This window comes from Malikia spinosa, assembly GCF_002980625.1.
GTDB lineage: Bacteria > Pseudomonadota > Gammaproteobacteria > Burkholderiales > Burkholderiaceae_C > Malikia > Malikia spinosa.
Map to the genome: position 1 here is coordinate 18672 of NZ_PVLR01000064.1, position 25025 is coordinate 43696.

Here is a 25025-nt window from a genome sequence, read left to right on the forward strand (position 1 = left end):
ATTGACATGGCTTACTCTGACAAGGTCGTTGACCACTACGAAAACCCCCGCAACGTCGGCAGCTTCGAAAAGGGCGACGAGGACGTCGGCACCGGCATGGTGGGTGCACCGGCCTGCGGCGACGTCATGAAGCTGCAGATCAAGGTCAACCCGGCTACCGGCGTGATCGAGGACGCGCGCTTCAAGACCTACGGCTGCGGCTCGGCGATCGCATCGAGCTCGCTGGTGACCGAATGGGTCAAGGGCAAGACGCTGGACGAAGCGGCTCAGATCAAGAACAGCGAGATCGCCGAGGAGCTGGCGCTGCCGCCGGTCAAGATCCACTGCTCGATCCTGGCCGAGGACGCCATCAAGGCGGCCGTCGACGACTACAAGAAGAAGCACGTCGCCGCCTGATCCACTGACCCCGACCGACCCCTTATCCTGCGCTCACCATGTCCGTCACCCTCACTGAAGCCGCCGCCAAGCATGTCACCAAATACCTGAGCCGTCGTGGCAAGGGGGTCGGGGTGCGGCTGGGCGTCAAGACCACCGGCTGCTCGGGCCTGGCCTACAAGCTCGAGTACGCCGACGATGTCGCTCCCGAGGACGTGGTGTTCGAGGACAAGGGCATCCAGATCATGATCGATCCCAAGTCGATGGCCTATCTCGACGGCATGACGCTGGACTTCGTGCGCGAGGGCTTGAACGAGGGCTTTCGCTTCAACAACCCGAACGAGCGCGACCGTTGCGGCTGTGGAGAGTCGTTCCGTGTCTGAGTTCATGGAGTCCGGAGTCGAGGCGCCGAGCCTGCAGGACGACGATTTCCGTCTGTTCGGCCTGCCCATGGGCTTTGCGCTCGACCGCGCCGCGCTCGACGAACGCTGGAAGGCGTTGCAGCGCCAGGCCCACCCCGACCGCTTCGCGGCCCAGGGGACGGCGGCCCAGCGCGTCGCGATGCAATGGTCGGTGCGCATCAACGAGGCCTACCAGCGCCTGAAGGACCCGTTGAAGCGCGCGGCCTACTGGTGCGAGCTCAACGGCGCCCCGATCAAGGCCGAAAGCAACACCGCGATGCCCACCGCCTTCCTGATGCAACAGATGGAGTGGCGTGAAGCGCTCGAGGAGGCTGCTGGCGCCGAGGCCATCGAGGCCCTGCTGGAGCAGACCCAGGCCTTCCGGCGCGACAGTCTGGATCAGCTCGGCCGCACGATTGACCAGCAGCGCGACGCGCTGGCTGCGGCCCAGCAGGTCAGGGCGCTGATGTTCGTCGAGCGTTTTGCCGACGACCTGCACGGCCGGCTCGACCGGCTCTGATCCTGTCCCGATCTTTTCTCCATCCCGCGCCGGAAAATCCGCCTGATCTTCCAGGGCTGCTTCGCCTGCGACAATAGCGGGCTTGCCCGGGATTTTCCGGGACCGAGTTTTTACCCCGGGCTTTTATGCCCGCCTTGCCCCATGGCCCTGCTGCAAATCTCCGAACCCGGCCAGACGCCCGACCCGCATCAGCGGCGCGTGGCTGTCGGCATCGACCTCGGTACCACCCATTCGCTGGTCGCCTCGGTGCGTCACGGCGTGCCCGAATGCCTGCCTGACGAGCAGGGCCGCGTGATCCTGCCCAGCGTGGTGCGCTATCTGGCGCCCGGGTCTGGCTCGGGCCGATCGATCGGCTGGGACGCGCTCGCCGCCCAGATCGACGATCCGTACAACACCATCAGTTCGGTCAAGCGCCTGATGGGGCGCAAGCTGGCCGACCTGCAAGCCCAGGGTGTGGCGGCCAAGCTGCCCTACACGGTGGTCGATGGCCCCGGCATGGCAGCGGTGCGCACCGTGGCGGGCGACAAGTCGCCGGTCGAGGTCAGCGCCGAGATCCTGGCCACGCTGCGTTTTCGCGCCGAGGACAGCTTCGACAACGACCTGTTCGGTGCCGTCATCACGGTGCCGGCCTATTTCGACGACGCCCAGCGCCAGGCGACCAAGGACGCCGCGCAGATGGCTGGCCTGGAAGTGTTGCGCCTGATCAACGAGCCCACCGCGGCGGCGATCGCCTACGGGCTGGACCAGGGCTCGGAAGGCGTCTACGCGGTCTATGACCTCGGCGGCGGTACCTTCGACGTCTCGATCCTGCGCCTGACCCAGGGCGTGTTCGAGGTCATGGCCACCGGCGGTGATTCCGCGCTCGGCGGCGACGACTACGACCGCGCGCTGGCTGATTGGGTGTTGCAGCAAGGCGGCCATCCGCTCAAGGCCGATGAATTGCCGGCTGGCGAGCGCGCCCGCCTGCAAGCCGAGGCGCGTCGCGTCAAGGAAGCGCTGTCGGCCCATGCCGATGATGGCGTGGCGGTGCGCTTCGAGGTCCTGCTCGCCGGCCAGACCCTGGCGCGCGAAGTGACCCATGCCGAATTCGCCCAGGCCTGCTCTGAGCTGACGCAGCGCACCATGGTCGCCGTCAAGCGCGTGCTGCGCGACGCGCGCCTCGACAAGTCCGAAGTCAAGGGCGTGGTGATGGTTGGCGGCTCGACCCGCATGCCGGTTGTGAGGCAGGCGGTCGGCGAATTTTTCGGCCAGCCGCCGCTGACGAACCTGAACCCGGACGAGGTGGTCGCGCTCGGCGCGGCGATCCAGGCGAATCAGCTCGCGGGCAACAACCCTGACGGCGATCTGCTGCTGCTCGACGTCATTCCGCTCTCGCTCGGGATCGAGACCATGGGCGGACTGGTCGAACGCATCGTGCCGCGCAACACCACGATTCCGACCGCGCTGGCGCAGGATTTCACCACCTTCAAGGACGGCCAGACCGCGCTGGCGCTGCATGTGCTGCAGGGCGAACGCGACCTGGTGGTCGACTGCCGCAGCCTGGCGCGCTTCGAGCTGCGCGGCATCCCGCCGATGCCGGCCGGTGCCGCGCGCATCCGCGTCACCTTCACCATCGATGCCGACGGCCTGCTGACCGTGGGCGCGAAAGAGCAGGGCAGTGGGGTCGAGGCCCAGATCGTGGTCAAGCCGAGCTACGGCCTGTCGGACGACCAGATCGCCGCCATGCTGCAAGACAGCTTCGCCACCGCGCAACAGGACATGGCTGCGCGCGCGCTGGTCGAGGCCCGGGTCGAGGCCGAGCGCATGCTCGATGCCACCCGCAGCGCGCTGGCGGCCGACGCTGACCTGCTCGAACCCGACATGCGCGCGGCAATCGACCGCCTGCTCGGAGAGACCGACGCCATCCGCACCAGTTCGGCTGATGCCGCCAGCATCGAGGCCGCGACTGAAGCCTTGGCCAAGGGCACCGAAGCCTTTGCCGCCATGCGCATGAACCGCGGCATTGCCCGTGCCCTGTCCGGCAAAAACGTGGAGAATTTCTGACATGCCGATCATCAAGATCCTGCCCCATCCCGAATACTGCCCGCAAGGCACCGAGATCCAGGCCCTGCCGGGCACCACCATCTGCGAGGCGCTGCTCGACCACGAGATCGAGATCGAGCATGCCTGCGACATGAGCTGTGCCTGCACCACCTGCCATGTGATCGTGCGCTCGGGGATAGATAGCCTGAACGAGGCGACCGAGGAAGAGGAAGACCTGCTCGACAAGGCCTGGGGCCTGGAGCCGCAGTCGCGCCTGAGCTGCCAGGCGCGACTGGCCAAGCAGGATCTCACCATCGAGATCCCGCGCTACACCATCAACCACGCGCGCGAGCACCACTGAAACCGGAGTTGCGCATGCGCCAGATCGTCCTCGATACCGAAACCACCGGCCTGTCGGCCATCGACGGTGACCGCATCATCGAGATTGGCTGCGTCGAGCTGGTCAACCGCAAGCTGACCGGCAACAACCGCCATTTCTACCTGCACCCCGAGGACCGCGCGATCCACGAGGAGGCCCAGCGGGTGCACGGCATCTCGATCGAGTTCCTGGCCGACAAGCCCAAGTTCCGCGCCGTTGCCGACGACCTGCTCGACTACCTGCAGGGCGCCGAGCTGCTGGCGCACAACGCGCCGTTCGACATCGGCTTCCTGAACGAGGAGCTGCGCCGGCTCGGGCGCGGCAAGATCACCGACTGGCTCGATGGCGTGATCGATACCCTGGCTATGGCCAAGGAAATGTTCCCAGGCAAGCGCAATGGCCTTGACGCGCTGTGCGACCGACTCGGGGTCGACAACTCGGGGCGCAATTTCCATGGCGCCTTGCTCGATGCCGAGCTGCTGGCCGACGTCTACATCAACATGACGCGCGGGCAGAACGCCCTCGCAATGGAAGTCGAGAGCGGCGAGGCTGGGGCCGACGGCCAGCTGGTCGCGATCGACCTGAGCCGCTTCGAGCTGCCGGTGCTGGGCCTGAGCGAAGTTGAGCTGCAGGCGCACGAGGCGCTGCTGGCCGACCTCGACAAGGCCAGCAAGGGCAAGACCGTCTGGCGTCAGCTCGAAATGCAAGCCGCAGCAGCTTGAAGCTTGCACCCGGGCCTGTCCCGGGTTTATCATTGTCCTGTACTTGTTACTTACGCAAATTAAAGTTTAACTGTATGGACACAAGTAAACAAAAAGTGGGGTCAGTAGCTGCCGTCCCACTGGAGTGGTTCGAATCCTGGCTGCTCGAACGCGCCAGCGAGCGAGAAAACCCGCTGACTCCTCACGCGGCCGAACCCTATCGCTACATCTGGTCGTCCTGGTGCCAGTGGCTACTCGGGGCCGACAGGTCGGGGCAGGGCGACTGGACCGAGCTGGTGCTGGCAGCGGGGCCGGCGCAGGCGATGGAATTTCTGCTCGATCGCGTCAAGCCCGCGACCCAGCGCAGCGGCAGTTCGCCGGAGATCTCGATCGTCACGCGCGAGCGCTACTGCATGGTGCTGCGCGGGGTCTACGGCCATCTGCAGCGGCTGGGCCTGCTGGCAGAAAACCCGATGCTGCGGCTCTATGAGCTGGCGGGCGAGGACCGGCCCGATGCCGAGGTGCTCGCGCCCGGCATCTGGAACCGGCTGCTCGAGCAGGCCGCGCAAGAACCGGCTGATCGGTCACCGTTTGCCTTGCGCGACCGCGCGCTGCTGTGTCTGATGCTGGATGCGGCGCTGACCCCGGCCGAGCTCGCGGCCTTGAACCTGGGCCAGCTCGACGAGGCCATGGCGGGTGAGGGCGATGGCCCCGTGGGCAGCCTGATCACGATCCGGCTGCAGGGCAATCGGGCCGCGCAGCGGCGCGAGTTGCAGCTCGGCGCGCAGGCATCGGGGGCCTTGCGCGACTGGCTGGCGGTGCGCAGCGATACCCTGTCCAAGGGGCGGCCTGATACGCTGGTCGTGCTCGAGCTGGTGCTCTTCACCGAGCGGCGCAAGCCGCTGTCGCGCCGCGTGCTGTTTCACCTGACCTCGCGCCTGATCACCCAGGCCTGCGAATCGCTAGCGCTCGGGCTGCCGCGCCATCTGGGGCCGCTGGTGCTGCGCAATACGGCGATCCTGCACTGGCTCAAGGCTGGGCTGGCACAGGATGAAGTCTGCCGGCGCGCCGGCTACCAGGGAAAACTGGCGCTCGAGCACCTGCGCGCGCATCTGTCACATTTATCGGAAACCGGCAAGGAGGCCAACACAGCATGGAACACAACATCCCCCTGATCACCACCCTGGCCGCCGGCTTCAGCGTGGCGCTGGTGCTGGGCTTCCTGGCCGAGCGCATCAAGGTGCCGGCGCTGGTGGGCTATCTGCTGGCCGGCATCCTGATCGGGCCCGGCACGCCGGGCTTCGTCGCCGATGTGCATCTGGCGGCCCAGCTGTCCGAGATCGGCGTCATGCTGCTGATGTTCGGCGTCGGCCTGCATTTCTCGCTCAACGACCTGCTGGCGGTCAAGCGCCTAGCGGTACCCGGGGCCGTGGTGCAGATGAGCCTGGCCACGGTGCTTGGCATGGCCGTGGCCTGGTGGTGGGGCTGGAGCTGGGGCGCCGGGCTGATCTTTGGCCTGTCCTTGTCCTGTGCCAGCACGGTCGTGCTGCTCAAGGCGCTGGAAGCCCGGGGCGTGCTCGACAGCATGAACGGCCGCATAGCGGTCGGCTGGCTGGTGGTCGAGGATCTGGCGACCGTGCTGGTGCTGGTCCTGCTGCCGCCGCTGGCGGGGGTGCTCGGCGGCTCGGTCGCCGAAGTGGCGAATCCGCAACCCCTGTGGCTGACGATCGCAAAAACCTTGCTCCAGGTCGCGGCCTTCATCGCCATCATGCTGGTGGCCGGGCGCCGCGTGCTGCCCTGGTTGTTGTGGCAGATCTCGCGCACCGGCTCGCGCGAGCTGTTCACGCTGGCCGTGATCGTGGCTGCGATCGGCATCGCCTACGGCGCGGCGCAGCTGTTCAGCGTCTCGTTCGCGCTGGGCGCCTTCTTTGCCGGCATGGTGATGCGCGAGTCCGAGTTCAGCCATCGGGCGGCGACAGAATCGCTGCCGCTGCGCGACGCGTTCTCGGTGCTGTTCTTTGTCTCGGTTGGCATGCTGTTCGAGCCGGCGATCCTGTTGGAGCAACCGGTCCATGTGCTGGGCGTGGTGACCATCATCATCTTCGGCAAGTCGCTGGCGGCCTTCGGCCTGGTGCTGGCCTTGCGCTATCCGCTCAACACGGCGCTGACGGTTTCGGCCAGCCTGGCACAGATCGGCGAGTTCTCCTTCATCCTGGCCGGCTTGGGCCTGTCGCTCGGACTGCTGCCCGCCGAGGGCATGAGCCTGGTGCTGGCCGGCGCGCTGATCTCGATCGCGCTCAATCCGCTGCTGTTCGCGGCCGTCGAGCCGCTGCGGCGCTGGATTCTGCAGCGCTCGGCGCTGGCGCGCCAGCTGGAGCAGAGAACCGACCCCTATGCCGAACTGCCGACCAGCACCGAGCGCAAGTACCTGCAAGGACAGGTGGTGCTGGTGGGTTATGGCCGGGTCGGCAAGCGGATTGCCGAGGCCTTGGAGGCGAGCGGCATTCCCCATGTGGTGGTGGAGCAGAACCGCGAGCTGGTCGAGGACCTGCGCCAGCAGGGCAAGGTGGCCGTATCGGGCAATGCGGCCGATCCGGTGGTGCTGGTCCAGGCCCATGTGGCCGAGGCCGCGATGCTGGTGGTGGCAACGCCTGATCTGTTCAACCTGCGTCAGATGGCAGAGACGGCCAGGACGCTCAATCCCGGTATCGAGATCGTGCTGCGCACGCACAGTGAGGATGAGTCGGTGCTGCTGTGCAAGGATGGCATCGGCAAGGTCTTCTTTGGCGAGGAGGAACTGGCCAAGGGCATGACCCACCATGTGCTGGAACGCCTGGGAGCGCAAGCCAGTCCAGGCGAAAAAGCCCCGGCGTCATCCCATGGCTGAACCCGCCGGATCACCACAGCCGGTATCGGCTGATCTGTTCGTCAGGGCACGGAATCAGTCCCGGCCTTCATGACGGATGCGAGCGGATGCTCCACGCCTGCGCCAGCGACACCACGCTCCCAATGACCAACAAGCTCGGCGGCTTCACGCCGTACCGTTCGGCGGTGCTCGCCAGATCGCACAGGCGAGTGGGGAAAATGGCCTCTTGCGGCCAGGTCGCCTTGTAGACCAGTGCTGCCGGGGTGTTCCCTGGCAGTCCCGCAGACTGGAGTCTGGACGCGATGGTTTCCAGACCGGTCACGCCCATGTAGATCACCACAGTTTGCCCGGACTGGGCCAGTGCTGGCCAATTCAGTTCGACCTTGTGATCTTTCTGGTGGCCGGTGACGAAGACGCAGCTCTGGGCATGATCGCGGTGTGTCAAGGGAAAGCCAAAACTGGCCGCTGCACCCAGGGCAGCCGTGATGCCAGGCACGATTTCGACCGGAATCTGGTGTTGCAGCAGCCGATCCATTTCCTCGCCGCCGCGCCCAAACACGAACGGGTCGCCGCCCTTGAGACGTACCACCCGCCGCCCCTGCTGCGCCAGCCGCACCAGCAGCTGGCAAATCTCGTCCTGCGGCAAGGTGTGGTTCCCGGCGGCCTTGCCGACGTAGAGGCGTTGCGCTTGTGGCGGCGCCAGGTCCACGATACCTGGACCGACCAGGTTGTCGTACACCAGCACTTCGGCCATCTGCAGGCGACGCCAGGCGCGCAGGGTCAGCAGCTCCAGATCACCCGGGCCAGCGCCCACCAGCGACACCGTGCCTCTGGCCTGTTCTGACAGCACCGGCATCATGACGAGGGCCCCTGGTGAAACACGAGGTCTTGCACGGGCTGCCCACCCACGAAATGTTGTTCGATGATGCGGTCCATGTTGTCGGGGGTCACGTTGTAGTACCAGGTGCCGTCAGGCTGCACGCACATCACCGGGCCGCCCTTGCAGGCCGCAAAGCAGTTGACCCGGCTGCGCTTGACCCGCAGCTCGCCTTGGTCCAGCCCGGCCGCCTTGAATTTTTCGCCCAGGCTGTCGAACAAGGCTTGCGCTGCACCGTCCTGGGTGCAGCGCGTTCCGGTGCACAGCAGCAGGTGACGGTGGTAGTTACCGATCTTGGGTTTTTCCACCGGATGGCTCATGCGTTTTCCTCGGATTCCACCGCGGTTGCTGTCACCGGCTCCATCAGGGTGGAACGGATGTAGTCGGCAGGCAGCCGGTGGCGTGCGGCCAGGGTATCGATGTCCAGTCCCTCGGCGTGTTCGGCCTGCAAGGTGTCAAGCCAGCCCAGCAGGCCGGTGGACAGGGATCGGCCGCGTTTTTCCCCGTCACGGGTGTCTCCGCCCTGTTCCAGGTCGTACTTGTTGGCATAGCCGCGAGGCGTCACCATCAGCCCGTGGCGTACGAAGGTATTGCTGTTGCCAATCAGCACCGTGGTCAGCATGCCGATGTCGGCCTCGGTCATCTGGTCGAGGGTGGTGAACAGGATCTGTTCCCGTCGGCGGTAGGCGCTCTTGACGATTGCCACTGGCGTGTCCGGGCGGCGGTGACGCAGGAACAGACGCTGGGCTTCGACGATCTGTCGGGTACGCCGGCCGCTCTTGGGGTTGTAGAGCGCGACCACGAAGTCGGCCATGGCTACCGCATCGAGGCGCCGCGCGATGGTGGGCCAGGGGGTGAGCAGGTCCGACAGCGAGATGGCGCAGAAGTCGTGCGTCAGCGGTGCGCCGACCAGCGCCGCGCAGCTGTTGAGCGCCGAAGCACCCGGGATGATTTCCACCTGCACCGGGTCGTCGGGAGTCCAGCCGGCCTGGAACAGCACCTCGTAGGTCGGGCCGGCCATGCCGTAGACGCCCGCGTCGCCGGACGAGATCAGTGCCACCTTCTTGCCTTGCCGGGCCGCATCCAGCGCGCTGACCGCGCGGTCCAGCTCTTCGGTCATGCTCTTGCGGATGATTTCCTTGCCTTCGAGCAGATCCGCCACCAGCTTGATGTAGGTGACATAGCCGATGACGGTGTCGGCCTCCTGGATGGCCTGGCGCGCGCGCGCCGTCATGTGGGCTTCGCTGCCGGGACCGATGCCGACCAGCATGATCTTGCCGGCCGTGGACGCGGCGTCAGGAATGGGGGATGGGGTCGTCATGCGTGCTTTCCTTGCTGCAGGGGTAGGGGGGGCGGGAGAAATCCGGCGGGCGATCGACACGGTGGCGTTCTTGCCGTCCGCGCCCCGCCATTTGTGCTTTTCCAGGCACAGGGCAGTGGGTGGGGCTGGGTGATCAGGCGCACCAGCAGCCAGCAAGGCAGCTGCCTCGCTCACCGATGGCGTGCCGGTGTGGCGCAACACCGTGGCACTGGGGTTGGGCACAGGCACCGCGGCCAGTGCGGCCGCCGGGTAGAAATGGATGGCACAGTTCAGCTGCAGGGCCAGGGACAGCAGACCGGGTTCGTCGGCCTTGAGGTCGATGCTGGCCAGCGTCGCTACCGCGTTCACGCTGGCCCCCAGTTGTTGCAGCGCCTGGGCGACCGCCTCTTGCAGCGTGGCCAGTGCGGTACCCCGATCGCAACCGAGTCCCAGCACCAGGGTATGGTCGGTCTGGGGCGTCACGCGCGGACCTCATCGGCAGGGATTGCAGGCTCCAGCGGCGGGCGGTACACCACAAGGCGCTCGGCCCATTGCTGCCAATGCGCCGCCGGAATGTCGGCCTGGGTCACCCACAGCACCGCGCGATGGTGTTCTGGCCGCACCTGTTCCCAATGCTCCAGGCATTCGATGTTGGCTGGCAGGGGGGTGGCACGGGTCCACCAGTGGCGGCTGCCGGCCTGCTGGACGAAGGCGATCGGTTCGCCATTGACCACATGCGCCGACACGCGGGTGATGTTGATCTTGGGCGCCTCGACCCGCCAGCCCAGGTGGCGACCCAGTATGTCCACCGGAATGGTCTTGCCGACATCGGACGCGGTTGTCAGCACGGCGGTGGCGCCGAGCAGGTCAGCCACGCGTTCGCTCATGGCGTTGGCGCCACCGACATGGCCCGACAGCACCGGAATGACGAACTGACCCGCATCGTCGACCACGGTCACGCCCGGGTCTTCGTCCTTGCCTTTGAGGTGGGAGGCGATCAGCCGAACCACGGCCCCGAGCGAGACCAGGAACACCAGCTGGTCGTACTGTGCGAACAGGCGGGGGATTTCGTCGCGCAAGGCGCCTGCGTAGGCATGCACCGGCTGTGGCAGGTCGGCAAAGGTGGCAGAGAACTTGCTCGCGCTGCAGACATGGGCCTGCGGCAGATCGCGTGCCAGGCGCGCGGCCAGCGCCGCGCCATGCCTGGTGATGGCAACCAGGCAGATCCGGTGCTCGACCTCGGTCAGTGCGGGTGCCGACAGCACCACGGTGGTCTCTGCACTCATGGCGTCACTTCCTCCTGCGCCACGGGGACGGTGCCCAGGCTGGTCTTCTTCAGGCAGCCCCTGATCCGTTCACCGCGCACGCGGTGCGGGTTCTTCACGATCAACAGGGACAGATAGCTGACCCGCTGACCGCGCAGGGCCAGCAGGTCAGCGCCGGACAGGCGCCGTTCATCCTCGGCTCCGACGCGTTCGATGAAATGTGCATGGGCCAACAAACCCTTGTCTTCCAGCCAGGTCAGCAGCTCGTCCAGCAGGGGCTTGATCTTCATCAACACCAGGGTGTCGAAGTCGTGCAGCAGCCGGTCCACCGCACCAACGCCATAGGCTGCCGGCACGATGGCGACCGTGTCGTCCTGCTCGGCGAACGGCTCACCGACATCGGCACAGGCGGCGGTGAAGGAGTTCACGCCCGCGATCACCTGCAGCGGCAAGTCAGCGTCGAGCGCGCGCAAGGTGCGGGCCAGGTGGCCGAAGGTGGCGTAGGTGCTGGCATCGCCCTCGACCAGGAACAGCACATCGCGTCCGGCTTGCAGCCAGGGCAACACGGTGTGGGCGGCTTTCAGCCAGGCCCGCGCCAGTTTTTCGCCATCGTGCGTCATGGGAAACAGCAGCTGCGCGTGGTCGGCCGGCGGAACCAACCCGGCTCGGGTCACGATGTCCAGCGCGTAGCTGGGCGTCTTGCCGCTGCGCGCGGGATAGACCCACACGGTGTCGCGGCGCTGCAAGGCGGCCCAGGCGGCACGGGTGATCAAGCCCGGAGCGCCCGGACCCAGGGAGACGCCCCACAAAGTGCCTCGGCGGGGATGTTCAGCTTCAGTCATGTGCGGGCCTCTGAGGTTCGGGTTTGTGGGCGCAGACCAGCCATACCGGGTTTTCGGCCGCCATGCGGTGCATGTGCAGAATCGGCTTGCTGCGGGAGGCCTGCAGTTGCAACACGTCCCATGACAGCTCGGCCGCAGCCGCAGCGCCTTGCAGCGTGGCGGTGGCCGTGGCCAGGTTTTCCAGGGTGACGAAGTTCATCACGAGATGTCCGCCCGGGCGCAAGCGGCGCAGCACGAGGTAGATGAGCTCGGCCAGTTCGCCGCCCGAGCCGCCGATGAACACGGCGTCCGGGTTGGGCCAGTGGTCCAGCTGCTGCGGTGCCTTGCCCAGTGCCAGGCTGTAGTTGCTGACGCCGAAGGCGGCATGGTTGCGCGCGGCAATCGCATGGTCGGCCTCGTTCTTCTCGATCGCATACACATGGCCCTTCGGGCAGAGCCGTGCCGCCTCCAGTCCCACCGAGCCCGAGCCGGCACCGATGTCCCAGACCACGCTGTGGGCGCGCAGTTGCAGCCTGGCCAGGCTGACCGCGCGCACCTCCTGCTTGGTGATCAGACCCTTGTCGGGCTGGCGTTGCTCGTAGGCGCTGTCCGCCAGCCCGATCTGCACTGGCATGGGCCGCGGCCGAGTCCGCCACAACAGCACCACGTTCAGCGCCGGAAAAGCCATCTGGGCGGCGTCCGATGGCGCCAGTTGCGACCACACCCGTTCAGTGGCTTGCAGCAGGTCGGCGGCGACCGCGAGCTGGAAGTCGTCGCCCAGTCCCTCGGTCAGCAGCAGACGGGCCAGCCGGTCCGGGCTGTTGGCCGGGCTGGTCAGTACCAGCAGGCGCTCCTGCGCGCGCACGGCCTGCGCCAGCGGGTACAAACCATGCTCGGGGCGGCTACCGCGCGACCATTCTCCGGCGTCCTTGCCGTGGACCGACAAGATGGCGGCGTCCTGCCACGCCAGGCCGACTCGCGCGCAGGCCAGCTGCAGGGTGGACAGGTTGGGCAGGATTTCCAGCGCATCAAGGCACAGCTGCTGCGCCAGGTAGGGTGCAATGCCATGGCACAGCGGGTCACCCGTGGCCAGCACCACGCAGGCCTGGTTCGCGGCCCGGGCCGCGCGTATCCATTCGGGCAAGGCGCCGAGCTGTCCTGTCAGGTCATGCAACACCACGCCGGGTTTGCATTCGCGTGCGAACAGCGCCAGGGTGCGGCTGCCGCCCACCACGACATCGGCGGTGCGCAGGTGGGCCAGTGCGGTGGCGCTCAGGCTGGCCACCCCGTCGTCGAGCACGCCGATCACGCGGCAGGGGTTGGGATCTTGGCGCAGGGAGTGGCTGGTCATTCGGTGTCGAAGTCCGGGTGCTGGATATGGCCAATGCCGGTGCGCCCGGCAGTGACGGGCGAGGCGCCTTCATCGGCCAGAGCCGACCACAGGTCGGCCACTTTCTGGCCGGCAAAGTCACACACCAGCACCCGCAACTGGAAGGCGTTGCCGTAGCGCTCAGGCGCGGTCAGGGTGTCGATGGCGGCTTGCGCCAGTGCGTGGTGAAAGGCTGGGCCCAGTCCGCGCTCCACCATCAGCTCGGCGCCAAAGCGCGCGGTTTCAGCCTGTGCGATGGCCTGGCAGTCCGCCTCGCTGGCACCAATGTCGCGCGCCAGGCGAGCGACGAGATCGGTGTCGACCTCGGCGCGATTGGCGTGGGTGATGGTTTCGCCCTGGGCGATCTTGGTGAGCTTGCCCACCATCACGCCCAGCACCACCAGGCGGATGCCTTGCGCCACCACCTCGTCGAGGGCGTAGCGCAGGAAATCGCCCATCTGCACGAAACAGGCTGCCGGCAATTCGGGACGCTGCTGGCGCAGCTCGGTCATGGCAAAGCTTTCAGTGCGCCCGCCCGTGGTCAGGGCCACCATGCCATGACCCAGCGTGGCCGCCACCTGGATGCCCTGGACCACGCTGGCGCGCCAGGCCGCCGTCGAATAGGGTTTGACGATGCCCGTGGTACCCAGGATGCTGATGCCGCCCAGGATGCCCAGGCGCGCGTTGGTGGTCTTGCGGGCCATGTCCTGGCCCCCTGGCACGCTGATGGTGATTTCCAGTCCGTGCTCGGCCAGCAGGCCCGGGGCCGCTTCGCGGATGTTGTCCAGGATGTTCTGCCTGGGCACCGGATTGATGGCAGGACCGCCGACCTCCAGGCCAAGGCCCGGCATTGTCACCGTGCCCACGCCTTCGCCGGCGCGGTAGAGCAGGGTGCCTGGCTGGTGTGGCAGCAAACGCAAGTCGACGGTCAGGTGGGCACCGTCGGTGCAGTCCGGATCGTCGCCGGCGAACTTCACCACCACCGCATGCGCGGTTCGCTCGTCGCAGCGGCCATCCTGCACCGCAAAAGATATCCGGCTGCCGTTGGGCAGCAGGCTTTCAATCTCGGCGGGTACCTGGCCCTGAGCCAGCCCGATGGCCGCCGCTCGTGCCGCTGCGGCTGAACAGGCTCCGGTGGTGAAGCCGGTGCGCGTGCCGCGCGGGGAGTTCTTGTCCATCATGCGGTGTCAGGCCTGGGCGGATGTCAGGGTTTTCTGACGCGCTTCGGCCAGCGCCAGCAAGGCATGCAATGCCGCCACCACCAGGGTCGAGCCTCCCTTGCGGCCCCGGATCACGATCCAGGGCACCGCGTCGAGTTCAGCCATCAGGTCTTTCGACTCCGCGGCAGAGACGAAACCCACCGGCATGCCCACCACCAGTGCGGGGCGCACACCTTCCTCGCGAATCTGGCGCACCAGTTCGATCAAGGCCGTGGGCGCATTGCCAATGCCCACGATGGCGCCGTCGAGCAAGCCCTGGCGCCGGGCCTTGCGCATGGCCTGCACCGCACGGGTGGTGTTTTCGGCCTGCGCCTGGGCAATCACATCGGCATCGCTGATGAATTGATGGGCGTGCATGCCAAAGTGGGCCAGCCTGGGGGCCGACAGGCCCGAGCAGATCATCTCCACATCGGCCACCACGGGCGTGCCGCCGCGCAGCATGGCGGCGATGCCGGCGCTCACCGCCTCGGGGTGAAAGTCGGTCAGGCCGTTGAACTCGAAATCGGCATTGGCGTGGATCATGCGTCGCACGATCGGCCACTGGACTTCGGTGTAGCGGTAGGACCCCGCCTCGGCGTCAATGATGGCGAAGCTGTCATGCTCGATCGCCTGTCCGGCGCTCGTCAGCTGTTCGGTGACGGTATTGACCGTGCTCATGCCAGGGCCTCCGCCAAGGCGCCCTGCAACAGCACCGGGACGGCCTGTTGATGGGTGTGCGCATGGGAATGCCCATGCCCGAGGTCATGGGCAAGTTCGCGCAGGCTGCAGCCGTCGCAAGGCATCTTGCTGTCGGGCTTGCCAGCTTGAAGGTCCGCAGCGCGCTGCTCCAGCAGCTCGAAGATTTCAGGCTCCAGGCCGAACTGCGTGCCGCAGGCAAAACGCATCTGCGGGTACTGGCCGCGCAAGTGTTCCACCTGGCGCTGGATGCGCTGCATCAAGGTACCGGTGTAGAGGTAGTACGGCAGCACGATCACCTGCTTGATGCCGAGCAGGGCCTGACGCTGCACCACCCGTTCCAGCCTGGGGTAGGTGATGCCGGTGAAAGCCAGGTCGACCAGCTCGTGGTCAGTTTCCTCCTGCAGCCAGCGCGCCATCTTGGCCATGTCGCCGTTGGCGGCACGGTCCGACGAGCCACGCCCCAGCAACACCACCCCGGTGGTGGTGGGGTCAGGCATGTCCAGCGCAGCCATGGCCTGGCGCAGGCGACGCCTGAGGATGAGCAGGATCGGATCGCAAGCGGTCAGATGCGGTCCGTACAGGTACTCCACGCCCGGCGCGTGCTCGCGCGCGTGTTCGATCGCCTCCGGGATTTCCATCTTCACATGGCCAGCCGCGTTCAGGATCAAGGGCAGCACCAGCACCCGGCGGGCACCCTGTGCCGCCGACACCAGGCCGTCGTGCAGCGAGGGCGAGGCGAATTCGATGAAGCACAGCTCGATGCGCCAGTCCGGGCGGCGCGCACGCCATTGCTCGACAAAGACCTGGATTTCCTGATTGCCCGATGCCTCGCGGGAACCGTGCCCCACGAGAAGAAGGGTGTCTGTCGTGCTGCTCATGCAATGGCCTTTCTGAAACGGTGGGTGAAAGCGGGGTCGTACAACTTGGAGCGGACCAGCTGGTCCCAGCTGGCAGCGCCCAGCGTCGGGCTGGCGATGACCATGGCCTGGCTGACAATGCCCGCGTCGCGGCAACGCTGCTTGATGTCGGCCAGGGTGCCGCGCACGATGCGTTCTTCCCCGGGCCAGCTGGCCTTGTGGACCACCAGCATGGGCGCAGCATCGGGCCAGCCGGCGGACCGCAAACCGGCCTCGACCTTGTGCAACAAGGTGATCGACAGGAAGATGCACAGCGTGGTGCGATGTGCCGCCAGCGCGGCCAGGTCTTCCCCGGGCGGCATCGGAGTACGACCCTCGACGCGTGTGAAGATCACGCTCTGGGTCACTTCAGGCAGAGTCATCGATTCCCCGGCCGCCGCCATCGAAGCCATCGCCGACGACACGCCGGGCACCACCGCCCAGGCGATGCCGGCGGCCGTCAATGGCCGGGTCGTCTCGATCAAGGCACCGTACAGCGCCGGGTCGCCGGTCTGCAGGCGCACCACCGTCGGGTGCTGGTGGGCTTGTTCCGTGAGCCATTGCGTCATCTGCTCCAGCGTCATGTCCTTGGAGTCCCGGATCAGGCAAGCCGCCGGGGCGTAGCGGGTCGCCGCCTGGTCGACCAGCGAGCCGGCGAACAGCACTGCGCCAGCCTGCTCCAGCAGCCTGCGGCCCTTGACGGTGATGAGTTCCGGGTCGCCGGGGCCGGCGCCCACGAACCAGACGGTGCCGGTAGTTGCGGGGATCATAAAAATCGGGGCTCTGAAAGAATGGAGGAAAACGGATGGCCGATGCCAATGCGGGCAGGAGGCAAGGTGGCCAGCAACGCCTCGACGCTGCGTGGCGCCGTCTGCTCGGCGATCCAGCCCCGCTCGGTCAGCGCCGCATGCAGGCGCAGGACCAGCGGCAAGGGTTGTACTGCGACACGCAAGGCCTCGGTGTGCTGAGGCAGGTCGGCAGCCGGGAACGACGCGCTGCAGCGGCCGGCTGCCAGCAGGTGGATATCGTCCGCCCAGCGATAGGCAAAGTCCACATCGTGCGAAGTCAGCACCACGGTGACACCCTGGTCGATCAATCCGTCGAGCAAGACCGCCAGCTCATGCTGCATCTCTGCGTCCAGCCCGGCCATCGGCTCGTCGAGCAGCAGCACCCGGGGTTGCATGGCCAGCACCCCGGCGATGCAGACGCGTTTCTTCTGGCCGAAACTCAGCTCCTGCACTGGCCGGTCGACATGCTCGGCCATGCCGACCGCCAACAGGGCTTGCACCACCAGCTGTCGCACCTGGCGTTCGTCCAGCCCCAGATTGAGCGGACCAAACGACACGTCCTCGTACACGTTCGCGGAAAACAGCTGCCGGTCGGGGTTCTGGAACACCAGCCCCACTTCCTGCCGCACCCGCTGCAAGCCTTGACGTCGGTAGTCGATCGGCTGCCCCCGAAAATGCACCTGGCCAGCCTGAGGGCGCAACAGCGCGTTCAGGTGTTGCAGCAAGGTCGTCTTGCCCGCGCCGTTGGCGCCCAGAATGGCGTGGCGGGCCGCAGCACGCAAACGCAAGGAACAATGCTGCAGGCCAGCACGCCCGTCGGGGTACACATGCCCGACCTCGATCAATTCCAGCACGGCGGTCATACCGACAGTCTCCAGGCCAGCAGCAACACCCCCACCCCGGCGGCACTGCCCAACGCAATGTGGCGACCAGCGTGGACAAACAGGGGAGTCAAGAAGCGCAAACTGCCATCGCTGCAGCGTGCCTCGGCAGCCGTTTGCAGACCGCGTGCCCGAAACGCCACCTGGGCGGCCAGATTGCCCACCAGCAGTCCCATCGAACGCAGCGACCGCACCGGGCTGCTGAACCCGAGCCGGGCCGATTGAGCGGCCAATGTGTCGCGGCTGGCGTCGGCCAACACGAACAGCAGGCGGTAGCACAGCACCATCAGATCCAGCAACACCTCGGGACAGTGCAGCCGGCGCAACAAGGCCAGCAGATGCGACAAGGGCGTGGTGAGCACCAGTGCCAACAAGGCTGACAGCGCCGCCAGGGCACGAGCGCTGACCATCACAGCCGGCGCCAGCGCGGCCAGATCCAGGCGCAACGCCCAGCCCGCCTCGGCAGACCAGGCGATGGAACCGAGCAGGGACAGCACAGACAGCGCCAGGAAACCCAGCGGGGCAGCCGCCACGCGCAGGTACCAGCCCAGGCGCACGCCAGCACCTAGCCATGTCGCCATGAAGCAGGCCCCCGCCACAGCCAAGGCTGCAGCAGGTGTTTGCGCCAGATAGGCCGCTGCCAGCCCCGCCAGGGCAAAAATGCCTTTGGCTGCGGGCGTCACGGCGTACCAGCGGTTGTGGTGCGCCGAGCGCTCAACAATCCACACGGGACGGGATCGGATCAGGCTGGCGAACTGGCTGAGACTGGCGCAGCGCATGCCGGGTGACCGACACACCAAACCAGTAGCCGATGAAACCAGCCCCCAGTGCCGCTTGCAGGGCAAACAGCAAGGATTCGATCTCGCTGCTGGCCGGTTGCCACAGGGGCTCGAACCAGGCCAAGTAAGCCGGCGCCAGGGCCAGGATCATGTCTTGTGCCTGGCGGTCCGAACCGGCGAACCATTCGGTTCCGGCTGCCGGCTCGATGCCGGCCACCCACCACAGCGGCAAGATGGTCAGGCCCAACAGGGCGGCCACGATCAGCAGATTGGATCTTTTCATGCCCGGCCTCCCGTCGCCGGGAACAGCCGCATCTGGCTCAGTTCATCCGGGTGGTAGCGGCGCAAGGCCTTGACGACCAGAACGGTCAGCAAGCCCTCGCTGATGGCCAGCGGGATTTGCGTCAGCGCAAAAATGCCAGCGAACTTGGCCAAAGAGCCCGCGGCACCTCCTACCGGATCGGGAAAGGCCCAGGCCAGTTGCAGCGAGGTGGTCAGGTAAGTCGCCAGGTTGCCCAGGCAGGCCCCCAGAAAGACCGCTCCGATCCAGGGCAGACCGAATAAGCGCAATAGCCGGAACAGGCCATGGGCCACGAACGGGCCGACGATGCCCATGGCAAACAGATTCGCTCCCAGGGTCGTCAATCCACCGTGCGCCAGCAGCAAAGCCTGAAACAGCAACACGACAAACGCAATCGGCACCATGACCCAGGGACCGAACAGCAAGGCACCCAAACCTACGCCGGTCGGGTGTGAACTGCTGCCAGTGACCGAAGGCAGCTTGAGCGCGGACAGCAGAAAACTGAACGCGGCAGCGACACCGAGCAACATGCGCCGCTCAGGGTGTTGGCGAATGTCGCGGCGTACCGCATGAAGGCCGTAGGCCAGAAAAGGGGTAGCTGCTACCGACCAGCCGAGCGCGTGCTCGAGTGGCAGGAAACCTTCCATGATGTGCATTCGAAACCTCCCGTCGAATGTTGAAAAAACACCAAACGGAGGACGAATGCAAACAACAGACCTGGGCGAAGCTAGGCCTGTCGAAGCAGTTTCCCATCACCCCGGGGAATGGTGCTGACATTTTTCGGGCCGGTATTCTGGCTCGCCTTCATCCTTCTCCGCGCCTTCCCATGTTCGTGAACACAGTGGCAGTGGGCAGAGTCGTCTGGCTTACAGCAGCGGGGGCTGCGCCGGAATGACTGCAATGGCAGTGTCACCGGCTTCCCGTTTAACGTGGTTCATGGATTTGAACAACGCACCCGAATTTTTATCGTAACACGAAATATAGGGTGCAGCGCCACAACGAAGACCTGCGGGAACGGCTGGGGTAGGGTCGAGCCATGAAAAAAGCACTCAAGCGGTGCGCATTGAGTGCTTTAGTCTGGTGGATCGTAGTGGGATCGAACCACTGACCCCCACAGTGTGAATGTGGTGCTCTACCCCTGAGCTAACGATCCGCGCAGGCCTTGTGGCTTGCTGGGTGTGGTGGGCGATACATGGATCGAACATGTGACCCCTGCAGTGTGAATGCAGTGCTCTACCGCTGAGCTAATCGCCCTTGGCTGCTTTCCGGAGGAAGACAGTCAGGTTTTTTCTGGTGGGTAATACATGGATCGAACATGTGACCCCTGCAGTGTGAATGCAGTGCTCTACCGCTGAGCTAATCACCCGAAGCCGATATTCTATGTCGAAAATCCGCCCGATCCGGGAGCGGTGCCAAATTTTTGCGGCTGATCAGGGCAGGGCGCTTGTCAGTCTTCCTGCCGGGCCTGCTCGAGCGCCTGCAGCGCTCCGACGCGCCGCTTGGCGTCGCCGTGGTAGTACATGCGCACCGTGATGGCCGGGTCCTTGTGGCCCAGCCGTTCGGCCGCGTCGGCGATCGGGAAATGGCCGTTGATCGCTTCCGAGGCGCCCGAATGCCGGAACCAGTGCGGCGAGACCTGGCGCAGCCGTTCGGCCAGCGACTGGACCTCGAGATCGGCCGGGTTCGGGTGCGACTCGAGCAGCCAGTCGGCGGCGGCCGTTCCGAGGTCCTTGACTTCGCCGAACAGGGCGCGCGGCGTCATCGAGGGGTAATGATTGGCGCTGCGCCGCAGCGAGACCACGGCTGGGATGTCGGTTTCCTGGCGCTGCGGCAACGCGGGCAGGCCCAGCGCTTCACGGTAAGCCATCAGTTCCTGCATGACGGCGGGCGTGATCTCGATCGCGCGCACCTTGCGGCCCTTGCCATGGACCGAGGCGAACCAGACGCCGCCGCGCTGGCGGATGTCGCTCATGCGCAAGCCAGACAGTTCCGAGATCCGCATCCACAGGTTGAACAACGCGACCGTGATCCAGCGCAGCCGGATCGCACGCTGCTGCTGGGTCTGGGTCTCGGCCTGGGCCAGCAGGCGGTCGGTAGCCGACAGCATGCGCAGGTAGGCGTTGGGCTCGAAGACGCGGTCGGTCTTGGCGTCCTGCTTGACGATGAAGCGCCCCAGGTCGGAAAAGGGGTTGAAGTCGAGCAAGGCCTGGTCCTGGGCCGAGCGCTTGGTGTTGTTGAACTTGTAGAGCGAGGACAGCGACGCGATGGCCTGGGCCACCGAGCGCGGCGACTTGGCTCGCGCAAACGGGTTGCTGGCGACGCCGAAATGGTTCGGCAGCGCGCGCGGACCGTGGTCCTGCCAGAACGGTGCCGGCGCCAGGCGGGCGAGCTCGAACTGACCCGATCCGGAGGCCAGCAGCGCGGAGTTGCGCGAGCGCTCGGCATCCAGCGGCTCGTGCGTCAGCGCGCGCAGGAAATCATGGGCGTCAATCGGACCGGCGCGCAGCAGCAGGTCGGCGTGGTAGCCGTGGGTCTGCTCGAGGAAATAGAGCCAGTAGGCGGCGATGCGCTGGTAGGCCCGGTGCGTGTGCGGGCTCTTGCGCCGGAACGGTTCGAGCCAGTTGCCGACCGCCGTCAGGTCGAACAGCAGCCCGGGCGGCTGCTGGCCGGCGCCGGCGGGAATGACGAAGCCGTCCAGCACGAGTTCTTGGGATTGCGCGGTGTTTTCAGGCATTTTCTGCAGTGGTTCTGGCGTGATTCTGGCTCTTGGGAACGTTGGATCGATTGTGCCGTGTTTACCTGGGCTGACTCCCCTGCCGGATAAGATCCTAGTTCCGATAATTCACATTAACAGAAACAAGGAGGATGCAAAGGTACTTATATTACGTATGACGTCAATAAAATACGTAAAATGCCGGGCAATCAAACCAGTAACGCAAAACCGGCAACAGAGCCGGAAAACCCATGAACCAAGCCACCGACCCCCTGATCGAAAACAGTCCCGCTGCCAGCGACCCGGAAACGCAGCTGCGCCAGGGCTTGCTGGCCTTGTTGACGCCGCTGGCGGCGCAACAGGTCACGGCGCGCGAGGCCTATGCGTCGATGACGCGGCTGGTGGCCCGGCTCGAGGGCGATGTGCCGACCGGGGCCCGGCTGGTCGGACTGCTGCAGCTGTTCAACGCCCAGCGACCGGCAGGCTTGCCGGCAATACCGGTCGGCACCGCCGGTGTGGCGCAGGATTGCGTGGCGGCCTATCGGCGCAGCCTGGTGCGGGCCAATACCCTGGGCGTGGCGCACCCGGCGCTGCCGGCCGACATGGTCGAGGGGCTGAATCGCTGGCTCGAGCGCCTGCTCGACCTCATGAAGGACGAGATCCGCCGCCCCTACGAGGCCGAGGCGGTGCAGTTGCGCGCACAGTTGGCCGCCGAACTGGCCGCCCAGCAGCAAGCCGCCGAGGCCGAACGGCAGTCGGCACGCGAGGCGTTGCGGGCACTTGAATCGCGGCTGGAGCAAAGCCAGCAGCAGACCGTGGCCCTTGAGCAACAGAATGCCGCGCAAGCGCTGCGCCTCGACGAGTTGCAGGCCGCCCTGGTTCGGTCTGAGGCGGAAAACCGCGCCTCGGCCGAACGCGCTGCCGTGCTGCAGTCGCGGCTAGACCAGTCCGCCGAGCGCCTGGGCCAGCTCGAGCTGTCGCTGCGCCAGGCTCAGGCCGCTGGTGACGAGGAACGCCGGCAACGCCTGCTGTCTATCGACACCGCGCGCGTGGTCGAGCGCGAGCTCGCGGGCGAAAAGGAAAAGCGCAAGGCCGCCGATGCGCTGACCCGCACGCTGGAGAAATACCTCGAGGAGGAAAAAGTCCGGGCTGCCGTCCTGCAATCCGCCCTGAGCGAGGCCCAGCGCCAGCCAGTATCGATGGCCGCTGAGCCCGTCAAGTCGAACCAGGCCCGGCTCAAGCCGTCACGGCGCTCGGCTCCTGCTGCCACGCCGGTGCGCAGAAAGACCTTGCGCTGATGGATCTCACCAGGTCGGCGGCCCGAGCTTGGCGCGCAGCGCCCGGTTGATCAGGTCGGCCACATCCTGGCGCTCGGCCGTGCGGGCGAAGTCGCGTGCGCTGAGTCCCTGCTGGTTGCGCAGCGTGACATCGGCACCGGCATCGATCAGCAGCTTGACCGTTTCCGTATTGCCGTAGCGCGCCGCCATCATCAGCGGCGTGGTGTCGTTGGGTGATGCTGCGTCGATGTAGGCATGGTGCTCGAGCAGCAGCGCAACCATCTCGACGCTGGCCGGGGCTGAATGGGTGGCGGCGTAATGCAAGGGCGTCCAGCCCGGCTGGTTGACTTCGGCACCCTGCCCGATCAGCTGCTTGAACAGTCCGACATGGCCGCGCAGCGCGGCCAGCATCAAGGCGTTTTCTCCGTTGGCGCTGAGGGCATCGAGGTCGATCCCGGGCTGGGCGAGCAGGAATTCGGCGGCCCGCAGCGAGTCCGAGCGCAGCGCCAGCAGCAAGCCGGGCTGACCGCCCTCGTCCCGGGTATTGAAGTCAAAGCCCTGGCGCTGGAGCCGGCGCAGCGCGTCGACCCCGTCATTGCGCAAGGCATGCAGGAAATCCTCGTAGGACCCCGCCGCGGCAGGCAAGCCGATGCCAACCCCCAGCAGTGCCGCGGCCAGCTGCCAGACAGCCCGGCGCCGGCCTGGGTGAGCGGGTCGATCAAGCACGCCGGGCAAGGCCAGTGGGGCGATAGGCCGGGCTCGGGTCTGGCGGATGAGGAAGTCGGACATCTCGGTGCGCACCTGTCAGGAATGCCAAGGTAAGACTGCCAAGGTTTCAGGAAGCCGCCATGCCCTGGAACAGCGCCAGCGTGTTTGCCCGGGTCGCGGCGGCGACTTGTTCGAGCGGCAACCCCTTGAGCTCGGCGAGCTTCTGCGCCACATGGGGCACATAGGCCGGCGTGTTGGTCTTGCCGCGGTACGGGACCGGTGCCAGATAGGGGCTGTCGGTCTCGATCAGGCAGCGATCCAGCGGCACGAAGCGCGCGACCTCGTGCAGATCGGTCGCGTTCTTGAAGGTCAGGATGCCCGAGAACGAGATGTAGAAGCCCAGCTCGAGCGCGGCCCGCGCGACCGCAACGCTTTCGGTGAAGCAATGGAAAACCCCGCGCGACTGCGGCAGATCGCCTGCCCCCTGGGGTCCGAAACCACCCTCTTCCCGCAGGATGGCCAGCGTGTCGTCGGAAGCGCTGCGGGTATGGATCACCAACGGCAGGTCGGTCTGGCGTGCGGCGCGGATATGGCGCCGGAAACGCTCGCGCTGCCACTCCATGTCGCCCAGGCTGCGCTCGCCCAGGCGGTAGTAATCCAGGCCAGTCTCGCCGATGCCGACCACACGCGGGCGCTGCGACAACTCGATCAGCTCCTCGACCGAGGGTTCGCGCACGCCTTCGTTGTCAGGGTGCACGCCGACCGTGGCCCAGAGCCGGTCATGAGAGACAGCGAGTTGGTGGACGCTGTCGAATTCCTCCAGCGTAGTGCAGATGCACAGCGCGCGTTCGACCTGCGCCTGCTGCATGGCTTGCAGGATCTCGGGCAGCTGGGTGCGCAGTTCGGTGAAGTTCAGGTGGCAATGGGAATCGATGAACATGTCGGGTAATCAATCAGGGGGTCAGCACCGAGCGGGCCAGGCCGGCCCACGCCTCTTGCTGCAGACCGGAATTAAAGGGATGCTCGACCGTGCGGGCCGCCTGCTGCAAGGCTTTTTGCCATTGCAGCAGCGCGGACAGCCGGGGCGGCGGCGGCAGGTCGGACGGCGGAAAGAAGCGCGGCAAGCCGCCACTGGCGACCACCATCAGGTCGTGGCAGATCTTGTGCAGCAGGTCGAGCTGGCGCGCCGGTGCCCAGTCGGCCAGCGCCGACCAGTCACCGCGCGCGATCGAGCGCGGCAGACCGGCCCAGGTCGAAGTGGAGAGCCCGAGCCGGGCCAGCGCGAGCGCCTCGTCGGGTCGGCCGCCTGCCGCCAGCAACCAGGTGGCGAGCGCCTCGCGGGATTGCGGCTTGCCAGCCAGGGACTCGTCGCCCTGCACTGCCTGCTCGAGCCAGCCGAGCGCCTCGGCCTGTGCCGGCCATTCGAGCGCATGATTCTGGCAGCGGCTGCGGATCGTGGGCAGCAGCGCATGGGCCGCTTCGGTCGCGAGCACGAAGCGCAATGCCCCCGGCGGTTCTTCCAGCGTCTTGAGCAGGGTGTTGGCCGACTCCATGTTGAGCCGGTCGGCCGGATAGACCAGTACCACCTTGGTGTTGCCGCGCGAGCGGGTGAACTGGGTGAAGGCCACCGCCTCGCGCGTGGCGTCGACGCGGATGAACTTGCCGGGCTTGAGCTCCTTCTTGTCGATCTTGTCCTGCGTGCGCTCATCGAGCGGCCAGCCGAGCTCGATCGCCAGCGTCTCGGGCATCAGCACGAACAGATCGGGATGGGTCCGCACATCGACCGCGTGGCAGCTGGCGCAACGGCCACAGGCGCCCTGCTCCGGGCTCGGCGATTCGCACAGCCAGGCCCGCGCCAGCGCCAGCGCCAGCGGGTACTGGCCCAGGC

At 66.4% G+C, this 25025-nt stretch carries 27 protein-coding genes, 3 tRNA genes, 1 pseudogene and 1 riboswitch; of the genes and pseudogenes, 9 read left to right on the forward strand and 22 right to left on the reverse strand.

Annotated elements, in window-relative coordinates; genetic code table 11:
* The first annotated feature begins 6 nt into the window (after positions 1 to 6).
* From iscU to C6P61_RS16630, 8 genes are all read left to right on the forward strand, one after another.
* Entirely contained in the window at positions 7 to 396 is a 390-nt protein-coding gene (iscU, locus tag C6P61_RS16595; protein WP_105731026.1) for a Fe-S cluster assembly scaffold IscU, read from the forward strand.
* A gap of 38 nt (positions 397 to 434) precedes the next feature.
* Entirely contained in the window at positions 435 to 758 is a 324-nt protein-coding gene (gene iscA, locus C6P61_RS16600) for an iron-sulfur cluster assembly protein IscA (protein WP_105731027.1), read from the forward strand.
* A 4-nt stretch (positions 759 to 762) separates the two neighbouring features.
* Positions 763 to 1296, forward strand: a complete 534-nt coding sequence (hscB, locus tag C6P61_RS16605) for a Fe-S protein assembly co-chaperone HscB (protein ID WP_105731028.1) — start codon at positions 763 to 765, stop codon at positions 1294 to 1296.
* 141 nt (positions 1297 to 1437) lie between these two features.
* Positions 1438 to 3339 carry a Fe-S protein assembly chaperone HscA gene (gene hscA, locus C6P61_RS16610; protein WP_105731029.1) on the forward strand — a complete coding sequence of 634 codons (1902 nt, stop codon included), beginning with the start codon at positions 1438 to 1440 and terminating at the stop codon, positions 3337 to 3339.
* A 1-nt stretch (position 3340) separates the two neighbouring features.
* On the forward strand, positions 3341 to 3679 hold the full coding sequence (gene fdx / locus C6P61_RS16615) for an ISC system 2Fe-2S type ferredoxin (protein WP_105731030.1): 339 nt from the start codon (positions 3341 to 3343) through the stop codon (positions 3677 to 3679).
* A gap of 14 nt (positions 3680 to 3693) precedes the next feature.
* Positions 3694 to 4419 carry a DNA polymerase III subunit epsilon gene (gene dnaQ, locus C6P61_RS16620; protein ID WP_105731052.1) on the forward strand — a complete coding sequence of 242 codons (726 nt, stop codon included), beginning with the start codon at positions 3694 to 3696 and terminating at the stop codon, positions 4417 to 4419.
* Between the two features lie 95 nt (positions 4420 to 4514).
* Positions 4515 to 5573, forward strand: coding sequence for a tyrosine-type recombinase/integrase (locus C6P61_RS16625; protein WP_170067410.1), 1059 nt, complete (start codon positions 4515 to 4517; stop codon positions 5571 to 5573).
* Positions 5552 to 7285, forward strand: a complete 1734-nt coding sequence (locus tag C6P61_RS16630) for a cation:proton antiporter domain-containing protein (RefSeq protein WP_105731032.1) — start codon at positions 5552 to 5554, stop codon at positions 7283 to 7285. Before C6P61_RS16625 ends, C6P61_RS16630 begins: the two co-directional genes overlap by 22 nt.
* Positions 7286 to 7352: 67 nt before the next feature.
* Here the strand turns inward: C6P61_RS16630 and cobA are convergent, their stop codons facing one another.
* The 19 genes and pseudogenes from cobA to C6P61_RS16720 all read right to left on the reverse strand — a co-directional run bounded on the left by cobA (position 7353) and on the right by C6P61_RS16720 (position 21173).
* Positions 7353 to 8123, reverse strand: a complete 771-nt coding sequence (cobA, locus tag C6P61_RS16635) for a uroporphyrinogen-III C-methyltransferase (protein WP_105731033.1) — start codon at positions 8121 to 8123, stop codon at positions 7353 to 7355.
* On the reverse strand, positions 8120 to 8461 hold the full coding sequence (locus C6P61_RS16640) for a (2Fe-2S) ferredoxin domain-containing protein (protein ID WP_105731034.1): 342 nt from the start codon (positions 8459 to 8461) through the stop codon (positions 8120 to 8122). The genes cobA and C6P61_RS16640 overlap by 4 nt, the downstream gene beginning before the upstream one ends.
* Positions 8458 to 9462: a precorrin-3B C(17)-methyltransferase gene (gene cobJ, locus C6P61_RS16645; protein ID WP_211296997.1), complete on the reverse strand. Its 1005-nt coding sequence runs from the start codon at positions 9460 to 9462 to the stop codon at positions 8458 to 8460. The genes C6P61_RS16640 and cobJ overlap by 4 nt, the downstream gene beginning before the upstream one ends.
* Before the next feature lie 60 nt (positions 9463 to 9522).
* Positions 9523 to 9924, reverse strand: a pseudogene (locus C6P61_RS18080) (cobalamin biosynthesis protein); the annotation flags it as partial.
* Positions 9921 to 10727 (reverse strand): cobalamin biosynthesis central domain-containing protein, encoded by an 807-nt coding sequence (locus C6P61_RS16650; RefSeq protein WP_105731036.1) that lies wholly within the window; start codon positions 10725 to 10727, stop codon positions 9921 to 9923. The gene C6P61_RS16650 and the pseudogene C6P61_RS18080, both read right to left, overlap by 4 nt.
* Positions 10724 to 11548 (reverse strand): precorrin-2 C(20)-methyltransferase, encoded by an 825-nt coding sequence (gene cobI, locus C6P61_RS16655; RefSeq protein ID WP_105731037.1) that lies wholly within the window; start codon positions 11546 to 11548, stop codon positions 10724 to 10726. The genes C6P61_RS16650 and cobI overlap by 4 nt, the downstream gene beginning before the upstream one ends.
* Positions 11541 to 12878, reverse strand: a complete 1338-nt coding sequence (cbiE, locus tag C6P61_RS16660; RefSeq protein ID WP_105731038.1) for a precorrin-6y C5,15-methyltransferase (decarboxylating) subunit CbiE — start codon at positions 12876 to 12878, stop codon at positions 11541 to 11543. Before cbiE ends, cobI begins: the two co-directional genes overlap by 8 nt.
* On the reverse strand, positions 12875 to 14077 hold the full coding sequence (locus C6P61_RS16665; RefSeq protein WP_105731039.1) for a cobalt-precorrin-5B (C(1))-methyltransferase: 1203 nt from the start codon (positions 14075 to 14077) through the stop codon (positions 12875 to 12877). The genes cbiE and C6P61_RS16665 overlap by 4 nt, the downstream gene beginning before the upstream one ends.
* A gap of 6 nt (positions 14078 to 14083) precedes the next feature.
* The gene (locus tag C6P61_RS16670; protein ID WP_105731040.1) at positions 14084 to 14773 is read right to left on the reverse strand and encodes a precorrin-8X methylmutase; all 690 of its coding nucleotides are present in this window, start codon (positions 14771 to 14773) and stop codon (positions 14084 to 14086) included.
* Entirely contained in the window at positions 14770 to 15672 is a 903-nt protein-coding gene (locus C6P61_RS16675; RefSeq protein ID WP_105731041.1) for a sirohydrochlorin chelatase, read from the reverse strand. Before C6P61_RS16675 ends, C6P61_RS16670 begins: the two co-directional genes overlap by 4 nt.
* Positions 15669 to 16460: a precorrin-4 C(11)-methyltransferase gene (cobM, locus tag C6P61_RS16680; protein ID WP_105731042.1), complete on the reverse strand. Its 792-nt coding sequence runs from the start codon at positions 16458 to 16460 to the stop codon at positions 15669 to 15671. The genes C6P61_RS16675 and cobM overlap by 4 nt, the downstream gene beginning before the upstream one ends.
* Complete coding sequence (locus C6P61_RS16685) at positions 16457 to 17341, reverse strand: energy-coupling factor ABC transporter ATP-binding protein (RefSeq protein WP_105731043.1); 885 nt, start codon at positions 17339 to 17341, stop codon at positions 16457 to 16459. Before C6P61_RS16685 ends, cobM begins: the two co-directional genes overlap by 4 nt.
* Positions 17338 to 18087: a CbiQ family ECF transporter T component gene (locus tag C6P61_RS16690; RefSeq protein WP_211296996.1), complete on the reverse strand. Its 750-nt coding sequence runs from the start codon at positions 18085 to 18087 to the stop codon at positions 17338 to 17340. Before C6P61_RS16690 ends, C6P61_RS16685 begins: the two co-directional genes overlap by 4 nt.
* Positions 18074 to 18421 carry an energy-coupling factor ABC transporter substrate-binding protein gene (locus C6P61_RS16695; RefSeq protein WP_105731045.1) on the reverse strand — a complete coding sequence of 116 codons (348 nt, stop codon included), beginning with the start codon at positions 18419 to 18421 and terminating at the stop codon, positions 18074 to 18076. Before C6P61_RS16695 ends, C6P61_RS16690 begins: the two co-directional genes overlap by 14 nt.
* On the reverse strand, positions 18418 to 19095 hold the full coding sequence (locus tag C6P61_RS16700) for an energy-coupling factor ABC transporter permease (protein WP_105731046.1): 678 nt from the start codon (positions 19093 to 19095) through the stop codon (positions 18418 to 18420). The genes C6P61_RS16695 and C6P61_RS16700 overlap by 4 nt, the downstream gene beginning before the upstream one ends.
* A 110-nt stretch (positions 19096 to 19205) precedes the next feature.
* Positions 19206 to 19413, reverse strand: a riboswitch (cobalamin riboswitch).
* A 104-nt stretch (positions 19414 to 19517) separates the two neighbouring features.
* Positions 19518 to 19592, reverse strand: a tRNA-Val gene (locus C6P61_RS16705).
* Between the two features lie 26 nt (positions 19593 to 19618).
* A tRNA-Val gene (locus C6P61_RS16710) sits at positions 19619 to 19693 on the reverse strand.
* Between the two features lie 37 nt (positions 19694 to 19730).
* Positions 19731 to 19805 (reverse strand) — tRNA-Val (locus C6P61_RS16715).
* 81 nt (positions 19806 to 19886) lie between these two features.
* Complete coding sequence (locus C6P61_RS16720) at positions 19887 to 21173, reverse strand: tyrosine-type recombinase/integrase (RefSeq protein WP_105731047.1); 1287 nt, start codon at positions 21171 to 21173, stop codon at positions 19887 to 19889.
* A gap of 230 nt (positions 21174 to 21403) precedes the next feature.
* Between C6P61_RS16720 and C6P61_RS16725 the strand changes: the two genes are divergently transcribed.
* Positions 21404 to 22450 (forward strand): hypothetical protein, encoded by a 1047-nt coding sequence (locus C6P61_RS16725; RefSeq protein ID WP_105731048.1) that lies wholly within the window; start codon positions 21404 to 21406, stop codon positions 22448 to 22450.
* A gap of 6 nt (positions 22451 to 22456) precedes the next feature.
* On the opposite strand, the gene C6P61_RS16730 is transcribed toward C6P61_RS16725, so the two are convergent.
* From C6P61_RS16730 to C6P61_RS16740, 3 genes are all read right to left on the reverse strand, one after another.
* Positions 22457 to 23218: an ankyrin repeat domain-containing protein gene (locus C6P61_RS16730; RefSeq protein ID WP_105731053.1), complete on the reverse strand. Its 762-nt coding sequence runs from the start codon at positions 23216 to 23218 to the stop codon at positions 22457 to 22459.
* 46 nt (positions 23219 to 23264) lie between these two features.
* Positions 23265 to 24077, reverse strand: coding sequence for a TatD family hydrolase (locus C6P61_RS16735; RefSeq protein ID WP_105731049.1), 813 nt, complete (start codon positions 24075 to 24077; stop codon positions 23265 to 23267).
* Between the two features lie 13 nt (positions 24078 to 24090).
* On the reverse strand, positions 24091 to 25025 hold a 935-nt coding region (locus C6P61_RS16740), incomplete at its 5' end, for a DNA polymerase III subunit delta' (protein ID WP_105731050.1).

Coding starts and splice junctions, on each gene's coding strand:
- cobM (WP_105731042.1), bottom strand. CDS start 16,460: ATGATCCCCGCAACTACCGGCACCGTCTGGTTCGTGGGCGCCGGCCCC.
- cobJ (WP_211296997.1), bottom strand. CDS start 9,462: ATGACGACCCCATCCCCCATTCCTGACGCCGCGTCCACGGCCGGCAAG.
- C6P61_RS16630 (WP_105731032.1), top strand. CDS start 5,552: ATGGAACACAACATCCCCCTGATCACCACCCTGGCCGCCGGCTTCAGC.
- C6P61_RS16685 (WP_105731043.1), bottom strand. CDS start 17,341: ATGACCGCCGTGCTGGAATTGATCGAGGTCGGGCATGTGTACCCCGAC.
- C6P61_RS16720 (WP_105731047.1), bottom strand. CDS start 21,173: ATGCCTGAAAACACCGCGCAATCCCAAGAACTCGTGCTGGACGGCTTC.
- dnaQ (WP_105731052.1), top strand. CDS start 3,694: ATGCGCCAGATCGTCCTCGATACCGAAACCACCGGCCTGTCGGCCATC.
- C6P61_RS16695 (WP_105731045.1), bottom strand. CDS start 18,421: ATGAAAAGATCCAATCTGCTGATCGTGGCCGCCCTGTTGGGCCTGACC.
- iscU (WP_105731026.1), top strand. CDS start 7: ATGGCTTACTCTGACAAGGTCGTTGACCACTACGAAAACCCCCGCAAC.
- fdx (WP_105731030.1), top strand. CDS start 3,341: ATGCCGATCATCAAGATCCTGCCCCATCCCGAATACTGCCCGCAAGGC.
- C6P61_RS16650 (WP_105731036.1), bottom strand. CDS start 10,727: ATGAGTGCAGAGACCACCGTGGTGCTGTCGGCACCCGCACTGACCGAG.
- hscA (WP_105731029.1), top strand. CDS start 1,438: ATGGCCCTGCTGCAAATCTCCGAACCCGGCCAGACGCCCGACCCGCAT.
- cbiE (WP_105731038.1), bottom strand. CDS start 12,878: ATGACCAGCCACTCCCTGCGCCAAGATCCCAACCCCTGCCGCGTGATC.
- C6P61_RS16675 (WP_105731041.1), bottom strand. CDS start 15,672: ATGAGCAGCACGACAGACACCCTTCTTCTCGTGGGGCACGGTTCCCGC.
- hscB (WP_105731028.1), top strand. CDS start 763: ATGGAGTCCGGAGTCGAGGCGCCGAGCCTGCAGGACGACGATTTCCGT.
- C6P61_RS16725 (WP_105731048.1), top strand. CDS start 21,404: ATGAACCAAGCCACCGACCCCCTGATCGAAAACAGTCCCGCTGCCAGC.
- cobI (WP_105731037.1), bottom strand. CDS start 11,548: ATGACTGAAGCTGAACATCCCCGCCGAGGCACTTTGTGGGGCGTCTCC.
- C6P61_RS16665 (WP_105731039.1), bottom strand. CDS start 14,077: ATGATGGACAAGAACTCCCCGCGCGGCACGCGCACCGGCTTCACCACC.
- C6P61_RS16640 (WP_105731034.1), bottom strand. CDS start 8,461: ATGAGCCATCCGGTGGAAAAACCCAAGATCGGTAACTACCACCGTCAC.
- C6P61_RS16730 (WP_105731053.1), bottom strand. CDS start 23,218: ATGTCCGACTTCCTCATCCGCCAGACCCGAGCCCGGCCTATCGCCCCA.
- C6P61_RS16670 (WP_105731040.1), bottom strand. CDS start 14,773: ATGAGCACGGTCAATACCGTCACCGAACAGCTGACGAGCGCCGGACAG.
- C6P61_RS16700 (WP_105731046.1), bottom strand. CDS start 19,095: ATGCACATCATGGAAGGTTTCCTGCCACTCGAGCACGCGCTCGGCTGG.
- iscA (WP_105731027.1), top strand. CDS start 435: ATGTCCGTCACCCTCACTGAAGCCGCCGCCAAGCATGTCACCAAATAC.
- C6P61_RS16735 (WP_105731049.1), bottom strand. CDS start 24,077: ATGTTCATCGATTCCCATTGCCACCTGAACTTCACCGAACTGCGCACC.
- cobA (WP_105731033.1), bottom strand. CDS start 8,123: ATGATGCCGGTGCTGTCAGAACAGGCCAGAGGCACGGTGTCGCTGGTG.